Consider the following 16,356-nt stretch of genomic DNA (forward strand, 5'->3'; position numbering starts at 1 on the left):
AAGTTCCGGACGATCAACCAAATGTTGCAATTGCGCTTGAGGTGCTAGTTGCAACATAGCCGCCAACCCAGATGATGGCATAGGGACTTCCACGCTCAGACGACGCTGCTCGGCCGCGTGCTCCTGTGCAATGCGCGATTGCTGGTAATTCACAGCACTTCCGTAAGCCTCAATCGCAGTGGCCAGCCGTGGCAAACTTGCCTCTGCATTCTGGCGGTCAGGCGTTGCTGCTCTGATCCATCCTCCCGCCTCCCCCACCAGGTTGCCGAATTGACCGGGTTCAGTTCGCAACTCACGTGAAACGTCCCAAGCAAGCTGCGGATTGCTGTCTATGCGCGATAGCGCATCTGACATTGCCGCGGACCTCCCGAATACGATCAGGCAAAGTTGCTCAACTTCCCCTCTTCGCCTCTGAACATAATCGGATGCCCGCGCTCGTTCGGAAACTTCTGCGGGGGTTAGATCAGAGAGACCCCGCGAAGGGATCAATGGCGCTAAAGCTCGATTCCGGGCGATGCTTTCATTCTCGCGCGATTGCACCCGGAAATGCTCTAGATCTTCGCTCAGCGTATTACGGACCGCCTCAATCTCAACCAAGTTTGCCTTACGGCTTTGCATCCGAGCAAGCACATGCTTCCAGTCAGCTACGAATGCCGCTAGTTCCTCCCGCGTGGGGACTCGGTTCCGTTCATTTTTCACAGCGTCCGCTGCTCCTGGCAACATTTGCCAGGCCCCCTCCTCCAGCCGATTGTCATAGATTACGGCACCGTTGCGTATCCCGATCAAAACCCGGTCTGCAAGCCGATCTTTTTCAATACGCTCAAGTGTCGTCAACATCCCGCTTGCTCCGGCGTCATGCGTCTCTCGCACGGTGAACCTCGGAAGTGCCCCACCGGCGATCATACCTTCATAGCGACAATGCACGCCTTGCCAGCTCAACCTTTCATTGACAGCGATGGCACGAGCTTCAACACAATAGCCAGCCTCGCGCAACTTCGCGGATGTCATGGCAAAGACATACGGGTTTCGCATCGTGCTTTCGATCACAAGATTGACGCGGCGTCTTCGGCGATCAGTTTTTCAACCCATCGCCCAGAATCGAGATCGGTATATCGGGCAGCGTTCTCCGCATCCTTTTCCTGAAGGCTCCGGTATTGGGGATGGAATACACGCAAATCATCCCCATTTATGGTGATTGTATTCCCAAGTGCATTCAAATCGCGCTCCGCCGGCTTTAGCAGCGAAGTCTTTCCAGCTCCGGGCTGTCCACCCAGGATTATATCAGTGGGCCGAATTGATGCCTTCGCTTCAGGAGCAAAATAGTCGTTTACAATAATATTTCGGAAAATACGTTCGTGCTGCGCTTCCGAAAGCGCATAGGTCTCGGTCTTAGGATCCATCCTCAGAGGTCCCGGATGAAACGTTCCGGGTCCTCAATGAACTCTCGCCATTCGGCAATGATACTGGCGATCGTCTCGTCGTCGGTAACTCCGAACGAAAGCTTCAGATCATGGATTTCCTTGCTCTTGAGCAGCAGCCGGCTTGCAAGTTCCAGATCACTGTTTTCGACTTCATAGTATCGGCTAATTACGATCCCCCTCGCCGTGTTCAAGATTTCATGGGCGACTTCAGTCTGTACCAACTGATCATGTGTATGTTCCGGAGCAATCCTCTTCATTGAAACACCTCTTATGTCATTGTTTCTAATAATCTATTCTAAAATATTGTCGTTACTGCGGCGACGCCTTTTAATGCGTTGTGCCTAAGCTTGTACCGAGCGCTTTCTGCATGCGCTCGGCCAGATGGTTTTGTTCGATATCCGTGTTGACGATCTGCCGGACGGTCAGCATCTGTCTTGCAACATCGTTGAACCGAACCTTTTCCGAATGCGCGACATTGGCGACAAGCCTCGGGTCTGGATGCTGAAAGGCCATGGGACCGAAGCGCCTCTCCAGTGCTATGGTGAACTCGCGCAGTTCCGACTTTATCTCTGGCGCAAGCTGCAGCACCGCATGGTCTCTTTGTTTTCTATCTATGATCTGGCCGAGAGCCCTGGCGCTGGCTTCGGCCGCATCAGATAGAGCTGGCACTTCCACACCCATGCGCTTGCGGCGGCTCTCCTCGCTTGCAAGTTCTGTTGCAAGCCTGTTTCGCCAGGCAGATTCCGCCATACCGATAGCGCTGAGCACGGCCGGCACTGCCTGAAGCGCCGCCTTCCGTTCTGCTCCGGCCGCAGTGAAGCGGTCGAGCAATCTGTCCGATCCACGCAAGGCCCCTGCCCTCGATGGATCCTCATGAAGGAGTTCCGCAAGCCTGCCGCGTTCGGTTGCCGTTGCGATAGTTTTCTCTATCCGCGCAACTGCTGCCTCCGGATCTCGCCAGATGCGCGGTGCGATTGCGGCTAGCTGGAAATTCCCTCGACGATGTGGAATCGACAGGAGGGCGCGCGGCCTTTTGGCCAACCGAAGGCAATTCTTGTTCGCGCGGCTTCTCGGACGGTTCCCGATTTTTCGCCGCCCGTGAGTTTGCACCCGAGTTGCCGCCGAAGAAGGTATCAATATCGGTGTTATCGTCGAGAATAATAGCCATGACGTGTCCTTACGATAGGAGCACGTCATGCGCCGATCGACGCGGCTATATCGAACCTCGCGCGCATACGCGAGAGGGGAACGGCGGGTACTGCAAAATTTTGACAGATGAGCTTGTTAAGGGCGCGGAAACCATAGATATGCGAAGGTGATTATTCCAGTTCCGGCAGCGAAAGCAGAGAGCGTTGAGCCAGCCAGCGCGCCGGGGGAGATGGGCTTCCCCGGTAATTGCAGCGTGAGCCTCGCTGCCGAACAGGAGTGAAACGAATGGGTTTTATACCTGTGAGTATCACACTTACGATAAAGAAAACCCGCACGGGCTGGCGTGCCTACGTGCGGGTAACATTCTTTAGCTAAGTGTCCGGCTGGCAGAGTTCCCGCTCTGTCAGCCACTCCTGAAAGATAGCCGCAATCACCAAAAATTTCAAGTCCAGCCCACAAAGCGAAACCAGCATGAGTTTGGTTAAACTAATGCGGGTAGGTTATTTGACGGACAAAAGAGACAATTCCACATCTACCACAGCCGCTATTTTCGGCCAAGCCCCAGTTCATCCGGCCATTCGCCTTGTGGAACGCCCGCGTTCATGAGCTGCTGCTTAACCAGCGCCGGATCTCCGCCGCGCGCCAAAGCTTCCTTGGCGTAGCCGATTGTGGTGGAACGCGCACCACCTTGGGGGCTACCAAGGCGATTTCCGGCGCCGGTTGCTGGCCGTTCGAAGGAATCGGTTCGGCCTGTCTGGATTTTTGTGCCGGTACCGGTACCGGTGCATCACCAGTCCTGCGGACTTCGATTGCTCTTTACTCGTAAGGTCAACCCTGTTGCCGCTGTCCGTGTCCACGATGATCTTTTTCGGCAACTCCGGAGTTATGTCAGCAGGCTTGTTGGCCTGACCAGCTTTTTCTGCACCGAAACTATCAGCGGCGGAGAGGTCTTTGCGAATGGGCTTGTCCTTTTCGCCGTCACCGTAAGACAACAATTTCCAGCTTGAAACCGAGCGGAATGGTGCCGGAGGCACGAGAATGTCCCCGCCTGATACATATCATCGCGTTTCTGGGCAGGTTTGCCCGGATTGTTTGTTTCGCGCCGTTCGTGGCAACTCAGATGGAGTGACAGGACGCACAATTCGCTTTCATTGTGAAGGCAGTTTTAAGTTTCATCCGCCCTCTCCTCCTTTATGTTCTCATATCATGACAGGATAGGAGATCAGGAAATGGCCACGCGCACCGTCGCCGATATCGAAGAACGCATCAGAAGACTCGACGCGCAAACCGGACGCCGCCAGGATCGTGAAGCGAAACGGATCAGAGGGCTTCAACTTGGAGAACCGGCCTCGCCCGAGAGCATCAACGAACAGTAACGCTCTTTCATCCTACCTCATGAAATCAGCCGCTCTATACCTGAGGAGGAACAGACCATCTAGGGACAATGCGGTGCTGTGGATGCTCGGGACAACAGACTGCGATATTGGCTCCCGCGGTCTCCATTTACGTTGACATCATGCAAGCCGACAGTAGCGCGGGGCTCGACTGGTCGAAAACAACCCGCATAACTCATCGACATTGTAGGGTTGGCGAAGGTTCGTTTTCGCCAGCGCACGGCGTGCCATTGGAAAAGAAAAACGCCCTGCGCACTGGGGTTATAACATTCAGCTTCGCTGAACCAACAACCTTATCCGAACTACGCAGCCTGCCTCTAGCTGGTAAAAGAAAATTGGCCTCCCTGCATGCAATCGCCAACGACAACTGCCAACTGAACTTATATTTATCTCTACGGAGGCTTAATGCTAGACAAATTCGTCACTGGAATCTCATTGCCTGTCTATTGGCTTCTTCTAATAATACTGATCTGGCTCACTTGGTTATACTTTATCATTAAATGGATTATGCCAAAAAAGGATTAGAATAATTAAACACGCTGGAGGCCAGTCCTTGCATCAAGTTTGGCGGTTGGGTGACCTAACATACTGCCTCTCCGTTGCTCACCGGAATCCGACTGTAACTCGACGTTCGAACCTTCACGAATGTCAATCCGTAAATGGCGCGTTCCGTAGCATATAAATGGGTCAATCGCTCCGCGCACTCGAGCGCAAGCGAAAATAGGCATAGCATTAGCAATCAGCAAGCGAACCCATTAGCCGTGCTCGCTTTTACATGGCGGAAATACGAAGAGCGTCAAGCGTTTCAGGCGTGATTGTTCCCGTAATCTTCAGCCCATAATCGCCTTGAAGCCGTTGCAGGCCCGTCTTCATTGTTGGACCAAGAAGCCCATCGATGTCACCGGTGTAATAGCCGTAGGCAAGCATGGCGAGCTGGACCTGTTTCACTATTTCCTTGAACTTGTCGCTATTGCCAGGGAGCGTCTTTAATGGCGCTGCAGTGCCCCCTGCACCTGACCCATGTGGCGCTGATGGATAATACTGGGGCGACGGCGCAGGGGCGGTGTTAACAGGCGGATTATAAAGCGGTGCCGCATAACTCCGGGACGGCGCACTGTAGGAAGGCGCTCGATAGGAATAGCCGCCGGTTGAGGAACGGTGACTGCTATGTGACCGGTGTGAACTGTGGCTTCTGTGGCCAGCCAGAGTGTAGTCGTGGTCCATCCTGAAAACATCGAATAGAGATTTCGAGCTTCCTCCGTCATCTATGGACGGCTTTGGTGGCATTGCCACCGCTTCCGCTGGCAAGAACCCAGCGGCCAGCAAAGATGGAATTGCGAATACCTTCTTTTTCATAATACCCCCAACGCCCTGTAACCGTGATTACGCGGATGCCATTCAAAGAAGCCCCCACAAGCTTCCTTCATCGAACATCCATCACATTCCTCTAGAAAAGTCTTCTTCCAGTCCGAGATCGTAGCCGGAGCCAGCGATCTGTAAGCCACTGGCACAGTGCAGAGTGGAAAATTGTATAATTTTGCTTCCAGCCCTCGACTTTGGACGATGTTCAATGCCGTAGCCAATCCCATAAATTGATCAGAACTGTCGAAGAATAGCGCGTCCCAATTTTTCCTGCCGTAACCAATGTTTTCCATCTGCATGATGGCCCAAACGTCAATAAAGGGCAGCATCGTCGCAATGAATCTCGCCAGTTCCGGCAGGTGCTCTGCGTTCGGGCGCATCAGCACGGTTCTGAGTTCGATCCGACATCCAGCACGTGCCATCAGCGCCAGATTTTTCTGCAACTGCACGTAAGCGCCAGCTTTGCCGACGATCTCGTCATGTACGCAAGCATCTGCAGAATAAAGAGGAACGCCCCAAATCACGCGACCGAGATCAATCTGGCTTAGGGCGGATACATCCTCAACGGCAAAATGCTGAGCATTCGTAAGAACGTGAAAGCTGATATCGGGCCGCTGTTGCATTACACGGTCGAGAAATCCGAAAAGCTGCCCTTTATAGAGAGTAGGCTCTCCCCCCGACAGTCCGATTACCGCATCGCGCGGAGTCAACAATGCTGCAGCCTCGAAGTATGGAAACAAATCCACATGATGCTGTTTCGGGGGCTGGGAACACATCACGCAAAGCTGGTCACATCGCTCGGTAATTACGAACGTATTATGAGGCGAGTTTCTGCGAACAAGACGATCTGCGACACCCCTTCTCGGATTGACAAGGAGCACGTCCCCATTGAGATCAGAAGGTAAAATGCCTGAGATTGTTACTCGGCCTGCCTTCCCTTCGAAGATGCTGTCGCCGTTTGACTCTGACATCAGGTTTGCTTCGAAAGCTTCGTCGACCCACGGCTCGTCCAACGGTCGATCTGCCCATAGTCTAACAACAAAGGGCTCCGACGCATCTGACATTGCTTTGATACGGAGCGGTATCATGTGTGCACCTCAACCATCTGAGGGCTCCAATCGGCGATACCGAGCCAATGTGCGACGGAAAACCGAACTGCTTCGTCATTGCTATATAAAAATTCGAATGCCTTATCGAAAATGCTTGTGTGGCGACCACAAAACCATGTTTCGTTACGAGGGACGTCAATGCGACCATACCGCGAAAGGTCATCAACGACATCAGTCCCGCAGAAAGGTTGATAAACGCAATGAATGCAATCTGGATCGAAATTGTTCAGCGACGAGGCGTTTAGAGCGGCAATCTTTGTCGAATCCAATCCTGACGAGAGGTCACCTATGCTGAGATCAATCCGACCGATACGTGACAGCATTCGGGCTTCGTCGGTTGGATAAAACACGCCATCATGATCAATAACCAGATAGTCTGACGCGAAGAAGTTTGGATTTCGAAGATCCACATGCTGATCTGATCCGGTGCGAAGGATACGCTTCAGACACTGGCTGAAATAGTATTCTTCCAAAACCGATCCAGTTTCGAAATTGCGCTGGACCAGGCGATCAATGAAATCGATATAAAGAGTATTCCAGCGTTGAAGTACGTCACCGCGCTGCTTCAGTTTCCGGGCAAATCCCTGATAATTTATGGGGCGCAGGTAAATTGACCGAATGCCGAACTGTTCAAAATTCGTAATCAAAGCTTCCAGATCAGGAGGATTATCGACATCAATGGTAGGTAATGCCGAAATCTTGCCTTCTGGAAAGCGCCGAACTGCCTCGTTCAAATTCTTGAAAAACGCATCGGTTTTTGAAGCTTCATACGTTCTTTGCCGCTCGTGAGTTCTACGATCTCCGTCGACGGACGTGCTTATAAACGTGTCGTCATCTGCCAGAAAGGACCATTCGCGCCCAGACAAATTTTGCAGGTTCGTGCAAACGACAAACTGAGCACTCTCGAAACGTTGTCGGCAAAACGCCCTCACCTTTTCAAGAATATCCAACCGAAGTAGTGGCTCTCCACCCTGAAATTCGATCTTGATCGATCTGGTTGAAAGTTGGTTCAGAAAGTGGAGAACAGCCTCAAGCGTTTCTTCATTCCAATCAAAACCCTGCGCCGTCTCAGAAACGCGAGAAACCTGGCAATAACCGCAAGTCAGATTGCAGCGCAATGTGGGGACGAGGATCAAATACGTCAGTTCACCCGCGACCGCCTGGCGTCGCGACCATCTATAAGCAAATGAAGTCCACGCAAGGTCGTTCTGTTCTTCAAATGCGTGGCCATTTGACTTCAAGAACGTCAAGTCGCGTTCGGCAAGATTGCCGTTTGCATAGCGATCCAGGAACCTGGCATCTGATTCAAAGAAGCCTCCCGCGTCGTCCGAAAATAAATATCCGTCACTAGTAGCTTTAAACTTTAGCGGCCAGACCTCAGTCATTTTATGACCGCCGACAACAAGGATTTCCGCAACGAAAGCGTTTCGACAAGAATCTTCTCGCGATAAATCTGATGGGCTATCGCGCTTCTGATAATTGAAACAGATTTGCCATCGATTCCTCGAACGGTCAGCTTATCGCCATCCAGCGAGAAACCGGCGTCTGGATGCAGGGACTGAAGCCTTAAAACAGCCGCTTCGGCGTAAGGTAAAAATGCTTCAGTGATTTCGCCGACCAATGATCGGGTTTCGCCACAAAATTGAAAATTCATATCTTCCCTGCCCAGTAACCATATTGCCTAGCTCTTCTGCGCGATCAAGCGCAAACTGTCTAACGACAAGCCTGAGATTTACGAAGCTTCGATTGTCCGGCTCATCGCTCTGGTAAAAGTCCAATTCATAGAAGATCGCTCTGATTGCGTCCAACCTCTTCAATTCGTGCGGAAAAGTGACTGCGCGAAAAAGCGAATCTTGCAACCGACCTGTCTATCATAATATTCACGCCAGCCTCGGTACCTGGCTATCCATCACAGCACTGTTCATCCATCTGACAATTTAGCAAAATCCGCGAATATGCAGTACATGCGAAACGCTCACACAAACGCCGCCATTATCTTCTGATCCTGTTCCCACACGGTAGTGGCACGGACCCATTCACATAGCTCCTGGTATTTTGACTGGAGCTCATCATAGGATTGTGCGGTGAAAATAATACTCTGCATTTCCGCGTTGGTCATTACTGATGGGGGATAACGGCAGCCTTTGCGACCATTTACGCGGTATTGCTGAACACCTTCGATCGGGCAATTAGACGAGACCTCTTTCAATAGGCCACCCCGTGAAGGAACGATCATCCGCCCCGTCAGGCGGTCAGACATCCGTTCCAATCCAGGAGGTTCGGGACAATCGAGTTCCGCGGCAAGATAACGAGCCAGGATATTGACACCTGTGGAATAGAATACCTCGTCGCAAATCGCTCCCCCGCCCAGCCTGCAACCCACTTCGCAAAGGACTATATCTCCTCTGTGGTCTTCGAAAACCTGCAAATGGAACAGGCTGTTTTTGGGGGTCGGAAGCGCACATTCTATTAAAGTCCGGGTGAAGGCGGCGATCTTCGCCACGACGGATTCCGATTTGGGCACTTCGAGGGTTGCTATGGGCTTTCCTGCAATGAATGACAAGGTGCTATCGGTATAGCGACCAATATGTATCAAATCGATTGCTTCTTCCAACACCAGCCCATCTACACGATACATCGTGCCCTCAACGAACTCCTCAATCTGCCAGCGATCACCCAAAGGGCACGCCTTCGAGGCTTCCAGGACCTGAAATGTTTCTTCCTCTGTCCGGAGGACCCGGACATCGAGCGAACCTTTGCCGTCTTTGGGTTTCAGGACCACAGGAAATCCATGCTTCTCAGTAAACGATGACAGGTCAGAAGCGAACCTCAACGCCTTAAACTGCGGGACCCGTAGCCCCTGCTGGCTTGCGAGCGTTTTCATCAGGACTTTATCCCGAAATGCCAGCGCATCGTTCAACGGCATTCCTTCAATACCAAGTCGACAGCGTAAATAGCTCGCTCGCTCAACATCCATTTCGGAAACTGAGATAATGTGTTTAAACGCAGCCTCTCCGTGAAGCTTAATGGCTGCCTGAATGGGCTCGTCTGAATGTTCATACTCGTCGAACTCTTGAACGATATCGAAAACGCCATTGAAACGTGTTGCCAGATCAAATCCGGCTGCAGTAAACAGAACCGTGTTCTCAGGTATCAATTTCGACCAAAAGCCGACGTCGTAGAGGGTCATCACTCGCGGTGGAGCAAATAGCAGGTTTCGCGCTCTGCCGCCCATCATGCTGCGTTCTCTGTTTGACGCGAATACTCCGATCGAGTGGTTAGACGATGTAGAACATCAACCACCTTGGCCCCGGCAATGCGGGCATCAGCTTCGGTTACCAGATTACTGAAAACACAACGGATAGTTGTACCTCGCCAAGCTAGGAGTTTCACACCCTCCATTGCCATATGCCCCACAAACGTCCCGGAATCACAACCGGACTCATCGATATCGAACATCACAATGTTCGTTTCCGGAGAGGTGGCCCTAACGGACTCGCAGTTAGAGAGAACTTTAAAGAAAATCGCCGCGTTATGGTTGTCCAGTGCGAGTTGCTCCCGATTGTTGCGGAGAGCATGCGCAGCCGCAGCAGCGAATATTCCTGCTTGATGCAGACCGCCTCCGTACCATTTTCGAAAACGGCGGGCTTCCTCGATGGCCGCTTCCTCTCCCATGAGCATTGCCCCCATCGGGGCTCCCAAGCCCTTGGCAAAACAGAAGCTCAAACTAGATGCATACTGTCCATATTGCCGTGGAGAAATTCCCGTAGCAGCACTTGCATTCAAAAGCCGTGCACCATCGATAAAAACAGGAATATTCTTCGCATCGGCCCATTGCTTTACATTCTTAAGTTCGGTCTCCGGATAAATGCGCCCACCGTGACCATTGATCGTGTTTTCCAGCCAAATCAGGTTTGCATGTCTGTAATATTGTCTCTGCCAGCGAGCACGTTCAAGGCAGGCGTGTTCAATGTCCTGAACGCGCAAGATACCATCCTTGGTGCCAACGGCATTGATGCTGACCTTCGCAAGATCAACGGTCGGGGAGGCTTCAAAAAAATTAATGTGATAGCTTGTGTCGCAAATCAACTCATCACCTGGACGCATCAGCATCCGGAGCGCGATTTGATTACTCATAGTTCCAGAAGGCAGAAGTACCGCGCGCTCCTTCCCAAACATGTCAGCACAAAACTCTTCAAGGTCTCGTACAGTCCTGTCTTCGCCGTAACAGTCGTCGCCGATGTCTGCTGCAGATATTGCAGACAGCATGCGAATATCCGGCCTAGTCAGGGTGTCACTTCGTAAATCAATCATATTAAACTCTAAAGGCAAGATTTATAGTTATAGCGCTCTCAGCGAGAAAACGGTGACAGCGGTCGATCATGATGCCAAACCGGATGCAAAGCTCTGTCTTTGCGCTCAAGCTCCAGGCCGATCGAAACAAACGGCTCTCTGGGAGTCTCTAAAACGGGACAGGCTAAGCCGTCCGCATCACCGGTGAGACCAATCACTAGTCGAGCCTGCGCCAAAACGACCGTCATGCCGACGGGCGACAACATGTGCATGATCAGCATGCGTCATAAGACCACAACAGTCGGCCTCACCTGGCTCGGTTCCGACCGGAAATCGGTTCCATGCTATTTTGCATAGGCCCGCACCATTCCTGCATGTCTGGCTATGCTGCCGCGCCAATAGAAAAGAAGGCCTCTTGTAATCAAGATTATATGTGACCTTGCAGGCGGAAATATCTGCGACGAGCGATGAGGCTTCGCGCTTAACAGTGTTTTCGGCTTTCATTGTTTTCAACCCCGGTCGAATTTCGGGAAAGCTTCTTAATAATGAAGGATTGTGAATCGCCTCCACTTGAGAAACGTTCCTTATATAAAGATCGACGTGTGGGGTCGCAGATGCAATCTCAAGGCAGATCACAAAAGATGCTGCCAAGCTAAGCAGGGCACACATAGTTACTGTCATGACTCCCATCTCTCCCGGTCATAACTACGCCACCGCCCAACCCCCAAGGCAGTTGCCGGAAGCAGGCTATCAAAGCTGAATTATTGTCGTCTTACTTTGGCTATGCAACGAAAGACGCAATCATTTTGCAAGATTTTCTGCAATGCTATTTGGTAGACGACCCAATCTCGCTCTGTCGATATACCATGCCCCCCGCCCGCATAGCCCATTCGCAGTTAGTACGGGCTGGACTTCCTACCAACCCTCTCCCCCAATCGGAAGCGAGGGCCTGCATCAAATGAACGTGGTCTCCCTTCGCGATCCTGAAAGGCCTGGTCGGCACAACCCATTTACGCAGTTGCAGCGCCGAAACTGCTATTGCCTCGATCTGCTCGTGGACTACACTCAATCCGAATGCAAAATCTTCTGTTCCGGATTACGTAACTGACGTGATTTTTGATCAAATGCCTCAAATCTTCTTTCCGATCTGAGACCAGTCTTTCGGTGTCACCATTTTCTCACAGACAGGATCGTCCTGCCTGCTATAAGTCTGGCGCTCCGGTCTTATGGATTGATCAGAAGTGATCAATTGGCGAAAGTCAGGTTTTTCGGGATATTGCGCTGCGAAGTCGTTGGTAGTTTGCCATTCGGGAACGCGCGGTGCGTTGCCTCTGCTCGCACTCAACACCCCGATCCACGCAGAAACGCATATCGACGTGTACGTCCAGACCAGCAGCGACTAAGTGCTTGTTCAGCAATTCACACCACGCTTTGCGTAACGCAACCAACCCCCCCGTTCCACCAGTCACACTCCGATAAACAACCGTCTTGTTCGGTCCGCATCGTACAGGGTCCCCATCTTCACCTCTAACAGGGAAGATTTTAGATCCGAAGCCATCCCGCGTTAAGGGGCGAAGTGTGTGTAGGAAACGAGCTTGGGGAGTGCCTGTCCCATCATGAAAAACCCAGTCCACTGCAACCCCTATAACAGCAATATATTTTTCCACAAACTCCCGCACAAGCGCGACGTTCTGCTTACAGGAAAATTCGATAGGTAAGGCGACAGTTATCTCACGTGCCAACGGACCGCCGGCCTTTCCCGCGACCATGATCCTGTTCCAGATCAGTTCACTGGCTTTCGCGACATCATTCCTCTCGACAAGACCAACGATCCAATCCGGAGCATCTTGTGGCAGCGTAATTCCCTCGTATTTGGGAACGTCGCCTTCTATCCCGGAGAACCAACGGGCATTTGACTCGTCATACATGCGCGTACAGTGACGCTGCGCTGCCACCTGAATAACATTGCAGCTTGGTTCGATTATTTCCGCCTTGAAATATGCAATCGCCAATAGTTCGCGTCCTTATAAAAGGCGTAAATCAACACCTCTTCTCAAAGCATGAACGTTTTCAGAATGAACGTACAACTTGCTTTCAGTTTCGTCGGACTGCCATATCATCACATCAAAAGTTTTAAGTCCCGGACAACTGTTTCCAGGATGAGATCATATTGAAAGATCTTGCATAATACCAAGCCAGAACGCGGATCATCCTGGAGGGCTGAATGCGCCTTGACGCATGCGGCAAAAGAACGACCCGGAAGAGCTAGTTGCTCTTTACCGGGCCGTTCGTTCACGTACGGATAGGATGTCGGTGAAGTCCACCATCCATGATCAAATCTAGCAAGACCTGTTGCCAGGTCAAGGGCTGGCCAGAATTAGCCAAGTCGGTCAGCGACCGCTGGCTCCAATTTAAATGAGCATCACGCAGCGGCACACGTAACTTTCAAAGCTGGAACACTTCGCTGTAAACTCTTTCCCGTCCACAGAGCGTTTTCCCGAGCGGCGTCACTTTTTCCAAGCTCAAGATTTGCTTGTCCGGCCGTCAAACCAATGCGAAAAAAATGGGATTATATGGGGAATGCGTGAGGCCAACCAGTCTATCGACTTCTCCAATAGCAGGGCTAAGGCATACAAGACACACCTGAACTACCTTGTTGCATCCACATATCATTTTTATTCACGCGTAGATTTCAGAATATGTTGTTTAACAATAGAATCCCATGAAGGTGTCGCCGAGATCAGCGTTTTTTGGGGGTAACCGACTTCCGGTTTCTGCCTTCAGGTTCCGGCATTATCTCCCCAATCTCACACGTCGCCAAGGTTCCACAATAGGTTATGTAAAGGAAAATGCCATTTGAGAAGGTTGCAGTTGCGGTTGAAAGGCGCAGCCCATAAATGACATTGCCTTTCCCCAAAGCAGCTGCCTTTTCTTCCAGCTGCATTAGTGCTGACATTTGGTCCGGCGCCTTTGGTTTGCGTCTGAAAACATTACGCAAGAGCGGCTTTTTTGCGATCTGTATTGCTGTAGTCGATTCGATCAACCCATGAGGTTGCCGCAGCTTGATGTGAGGCGGCAAACTCTCCGTCGTCAAAATCAGCACTATTGTTTCCTTTCACGGGAAAAAAGCTTTCAGCCGGCAGGTGACCGCTGAGTTACCATCATGATGCTGGCGTTCCGCTCAGAGCATATCTAATCAAAAATCCCCCTATTGTGACGGCCGCCAAAACAAATCCCAGTGCCACCACGTAAAGGCGTGGTGTTTTGTAAGGACACTCCTCCTCGAACGGATCGTCATCTCCCAACCATTGCATTTTATGCCTCTTCCACATAATATGTCTAATGTATAAGAAACAACCAGCATCGATACTAATTCGATATTATAACACTAGGCGCCGCAGAATCAAACTTTTCTATGGGTTCTCGTCTTTCCATCACAACAATATGCAAATGATCACTGGATATTTTCATCGACAATGCTTTTCCCTGTTCGCTTCGAAAACAAGGCACCGCTGTCGATACAACAGAGAGACTTTCTATATCTTTAGTGAGCTCCCAGATCCGAACATCCTTCAAACGTTCGGCCCGTCCCCGGCGAAGCATCATTACTAGCCAGCGCAGGAAACCCGGATAGCGCCAATGGCAAAAGGCACAAGATACATGGTCCAGTGCGCGTTGAGCAGTAAAAAGGGTAATAAAGGATTGGTGTGTCACCGTCCCGCTGCAGTCCTTCAGGCAGATCACTGTCGCCGATCGCAAATTCTTTTTAGTTGCGCTCACGGCAGAATTCGCTTTTTCCCCTCCTTTTGCCGATGAGCTGCGCATTGTCGAACAATGGACGTGCGCTGCTTCTTTGGGGCCTAAGTTGCGCTGCGTCTTTCACGGCCTGGATCCGGGCAGTGTCCAGCACTCGGTCGGATCGGGCTTATCTGTATTGTCGGCCAGCCTGACAGAAACATCGTTCGATGCGACGCGATGCTGGAGATATATCCAGCCCTCCTCAATAGAATTCCACCATGGGGGCCCTCCCCGGTAAGAAGAATACGGCGTCATAAAACAGCATTGGCGCCCAACTTGCAGAGCCCCGACCTGTCAATCAGATCGGAGCTCAAAGATTACCTTAAACACCGGCTGCTGGACGCCAGAGGGCTTCAATCCCGAAATGCCGCGGCTTCCAACAGGCCGGACTTGACTATTTCTCGGTCACATCGACGTCGACCGACTGGATCGGCATGAGCGAGCCGTCTGCGAAGGCATGAAATGTGTATGGGCCCGGATCAAGCTTGGCTTCGAAGGAAGTATAGGCTGTCGTCACGTCGAGACGCCACACAGGCTTTGCAGTGGCTGGATCCGCGCCTCTTGCAAAGGCGCCGACCCAGTTTCGGGGATCAGTCCTGGAAAAATCGACCGTACCGACGGCACCCCGTTCAGGATTGGGATCGACAGACAGCATGGCGCCTGTTCCGATAGGAGCCTTAGCCGTTTCCGCCGAGGATTCCCCATTGAAAGTTTGTCGTACGACGATGCCATCGTCGGGATAATCATCGGTGGTGAAGGAGAATTTCCTGTCAGGTCCCACCGTGTCGACATCCACCCAGGCTCCACTTTTGTTCCGGAACTGGATCTCCGCTCCAGGTTGGCCTTCGCCCTCCGCGGTTACGCTCCAACGCCCCTCCACATCCCTGAAAGTAAACCAGGCACGCGAGACCGACGGCGTTGCCAGACCGACGACGATCACCGACAGGTCCTCAGTCAGCCTGTGCCAGCCGCCGCCCGTGGAGAAAGATATCCCACCCTTCACCACATGGGGCCCAGTTGCAATTCCTTGGTCTGCGGTCAAGGATACATCTATCGTCCAGATACCCTTTTCCCGCCACATCCCGCTGTTCAGATTTACAATGCCCCTCTTATCCGCAGTCCGCTTCCATCGCGCGTGAACAAGATCTCCCCCTGGGCCTTTAACCGTCACATCATCTGCGGTGAACACAAAACCCTCCGGCACAGTCAATCTCGTTAGAGCCAGAGGCGAACCTACTCCGGTGGAATCAAGTTCCAGCTTAACGTTGCCGTTTGCGCCGCGTCTGAGTTCGGGAACCACGGTCTGTTTGACCGAAAGCACACCACGCACGCCTGCCGTCAGATCGCCAGTTGCAGCCGGCTGGCCGTTGACTGCAAAAGACAGGCCGTCTTCTGCGGTAACGGGCCCCGCCCAGACCAGATCCTCGCTGGCTGTCAGGCCGACGGAGATTGTCCATGTTCCCTTGGCATCCCACCACGCACCCGTATTGGTAAGAGTGCGCTTGTCTGACGACAGTGTCCAGCCATGACCCGCATCAGTGCCATCCGGACGCGTCGTGACGACATTGTTATCGGTAAAGGTGAAGCCCTTCGGTGCACTCATCACATATTTACCGCCATCCCGGCCGGTACCGGTCGATACAAGCTCGATCCTCGCTGTCCCTGTGCCGCCGGGAGCAATTTCAGGGATTTCGATCTGCCGCACCGATCGCAGCACCGACGACCCGACCATGATATCCACGGATTTCAGCGGAGCGTAGGAAACCTTGTCGGGATAGACGTGAACCGTGTACTCGCCAGCAGGAAGACCGGTGAATTCGAAATCGCCTT

At 52.0% G+C, this 16,356-nt stretch carries 15 protein-coding genes; 1 reads left to right on the forward strand and 14 read right to left on the reverse strand.

The annotated features are described in order from the left end of the window. The 5 genes from ACOWVS_RS22895 to ACOWVS_RS22915 form a co-directional block, all read right to left on the reverse strand. Window positions 1–1,032: BID domain-containing T4SS effector (locus ACOWVS_RS22895; RefSeq protein ID WP_420984197.1), on the reverse strand; the 1,032-nt coding region annotated here is incomplete at its 3' end. A gap of 11 nt (window positions 1,033–1,043) precedes the next feature. Then, window positions 1,044–1,400 (reverse strand): zeta toxin family protein, encoded by a 357-nt coding sequence (locus ACOWVS_RS22900; protein ID WP_075042495.1) that lies wholly within the window; start codon window positions 1,398–1,400, stop codon window positions 1,044–1,046. A gap of 2 nt (window positions 1,401–1,402) precedes the next feature. Continuing rightward, window positions 1,403–1,678 (reverse strand): hypothetical protein, encoded by a 276-nt coding sequence (locus ACOWVS_RS22905; RefSeq protein ID WP_139309328.1) that lies wholly within the window; start codon window positions 1,676–1,678, stop codon window positions 1,403–1,405. 70 nt (window positions 1,679–1,748) lie between these two features. Then, on the reverse strand, window positions 1,749–2,396 hold the full coding sequence (locus ACOWVS_RS22910; RefSeq protein WP_247644475.1) for a BID domain-containing protein: 648 nt from the start codon (window positions 2,394–2,396) through the stop codon (window positions 1,749–1,751). Beyond that, window positions 2,293–2,589 carry a hypothetical protein gene (locus ACOWVS_RS22915; protein WP_139309330.1) on the reverse strand — a complete coding sequence of 99 codons (297 nt, stop codon included), beginning with the start codon at window positions 2,587–2,589 and terminating at the stop codon, window positions 2,293–2,295. The genes ACOWVS_RS22910 and ACOWVS_RS22915 overlap by 104 nt, the downstream gene beginning before the upstream one ends. Window positions 2,590–3,799: 1,210 nt before the next feature. Here ACOWVS_RS22915 and ACOWVS_RS22920 point away from each other — a divergent pair. After that, window positions 3,800–3,946: a hypothetical protein gene (locus ACOWVS_RS22920; protein ID WP_170873293.1), complete on the forward strand. Its 147-nt coding sequence runs from the start codon at window positions 3,800–3,802 to the stop codon at window positions 3,944–3,946. A 789-nt stretch (window positions 3,947–4,735) separates the two neighbouring features. Here ACOWVS_RS22920 and hxsA read toward each other — a convergent pair. The 9 genes from hxsA to ACOWVS_RS22965 all read right to left on the reverse strand — a co-directional run. Continuing rightward, complete coding sequence (gene hxsA / locus ACOWVS_RS22925; RefSeq protein ID WP_075042499.1) at window positions 4,736–5,320, reverse strand: His-Xaa-Ser repeat protein HxsA; 585 nt, start codon at window positions 5,318–5,320, stop codon at window positions 4,736–4,738. After that, window positions 5,317–6,339 carry a His-Xaa-Ser system radical SAM maturase HxsC gene (gene hxsC / locus ACOWVS_RS22930; RefSeq protein WP_247644473.1) on the reverse strand — a complete coding sequence of 341 codons (1,023 nt, stop codon included), beginning with the start codon at window positions 6,337–6,339 and terminating at the stop codon, window positions 5,317–5,319. Before hxsC ends, hxsA begins: the two co-directional genes overlap by 4 nt. Before the next feature lie 71 nt (window positions 6,340–6,410). Then, window positions 6,411–7,820 carry a His-Xaa-Ser system radical SAM maturase HxsB gene (hxsB, locus tag ACOWVS_RS22935; RefSeq protein ID WP_075042501.1) on the reverse strand — a complete coding sequence of 470 codons (1,410 nt, stop codon included), beginning with the start codon at window positions 7,818–7,820 and terminating at the stop codon, window positions 6,411–6,413. Further along, complete coding sequence (locus tag ACOWVS_RS22940; RefSeq protein ID WP_075042502.1) at window positions 7,817–8,089, reverse strand: hypothetical protein; 273 nt, start codon at window positions 8,087–8,089, stop codon at window positions 7,817–7,819. The genes hxsB and ACOWVS_RS22940 overlap by 4 nt, the downstream gene beginning before the upstream one ends. Window positions 8,090–8,410: 321 nt before the next feature. Then, the gene (locus ACOWVS_RS22945; RefSeq protein ID WP_139309331.1) at window positions 8,411–9,625 is read right to left on the reverse strand and encodes an ATP-grasp domain-containing protein; all 1,215 of its coding nucleotides are present in this window, start codon (window positions 9,623–9,625) and stop codon (window positions 8,411–8,413) included. Between the two features lie 44 nt (window positions 9,626–9,669). Beyond that, on the reverse strand, window positions 9,670–10,749 hold the full coding sequence (locus ACOWVS_RS22950) for a threonine aldolase family protein (protein ID WP_075042507.1): 1,080 nt from the start codon (window positions 10,747–10,749) through the stop codon (window positions 9,670–9,672). Between the two features lie 1,238 nt (window positions 10,750–11,987). Next, window positions 11,988–12,740: a MobA/MobL family protein gene (locus tag ACOWVS_RS22955; protein ID WP_075042504.1), complete on the reverse strand. Its 753-nt coding sequence runs from the start codon at window positions 12,738–12,740 to the stop codon at window positions 11,988–11,990. 728 nt (window positions 12,741–13,468) lie between these two features. Further along, window positions 13,469–13,831 (reverse strand): hypothetical protein, encoded by a 363-nt coding sequence (locus ACOWVS_RS22960; RefSeq protein ID WP_075042505.1) that lies wholly within the window; start codon window positions 13,829–13,831, stop codon window positions 13,469–13,471. A gap of 1,089 nt (window positions 13,832–14,920) precedes the next feature. Further along, window positions 14,921–16,356: hypothetical protein (locus ACOWVS_RS22965; protein WP_420973161.1), on the reverse strand; the 1,436-nt coding region annotated here is incomplete at its 5' end.

The organism is Brucella sp. IR068, from assembly GCF_049065885.1.
Lineage (GTDB): Bacteria > Pseudomonadota > Alphaproteobacteria > Rhizobiales > Rhizobiaceae > Brucella > Brucella intermedia.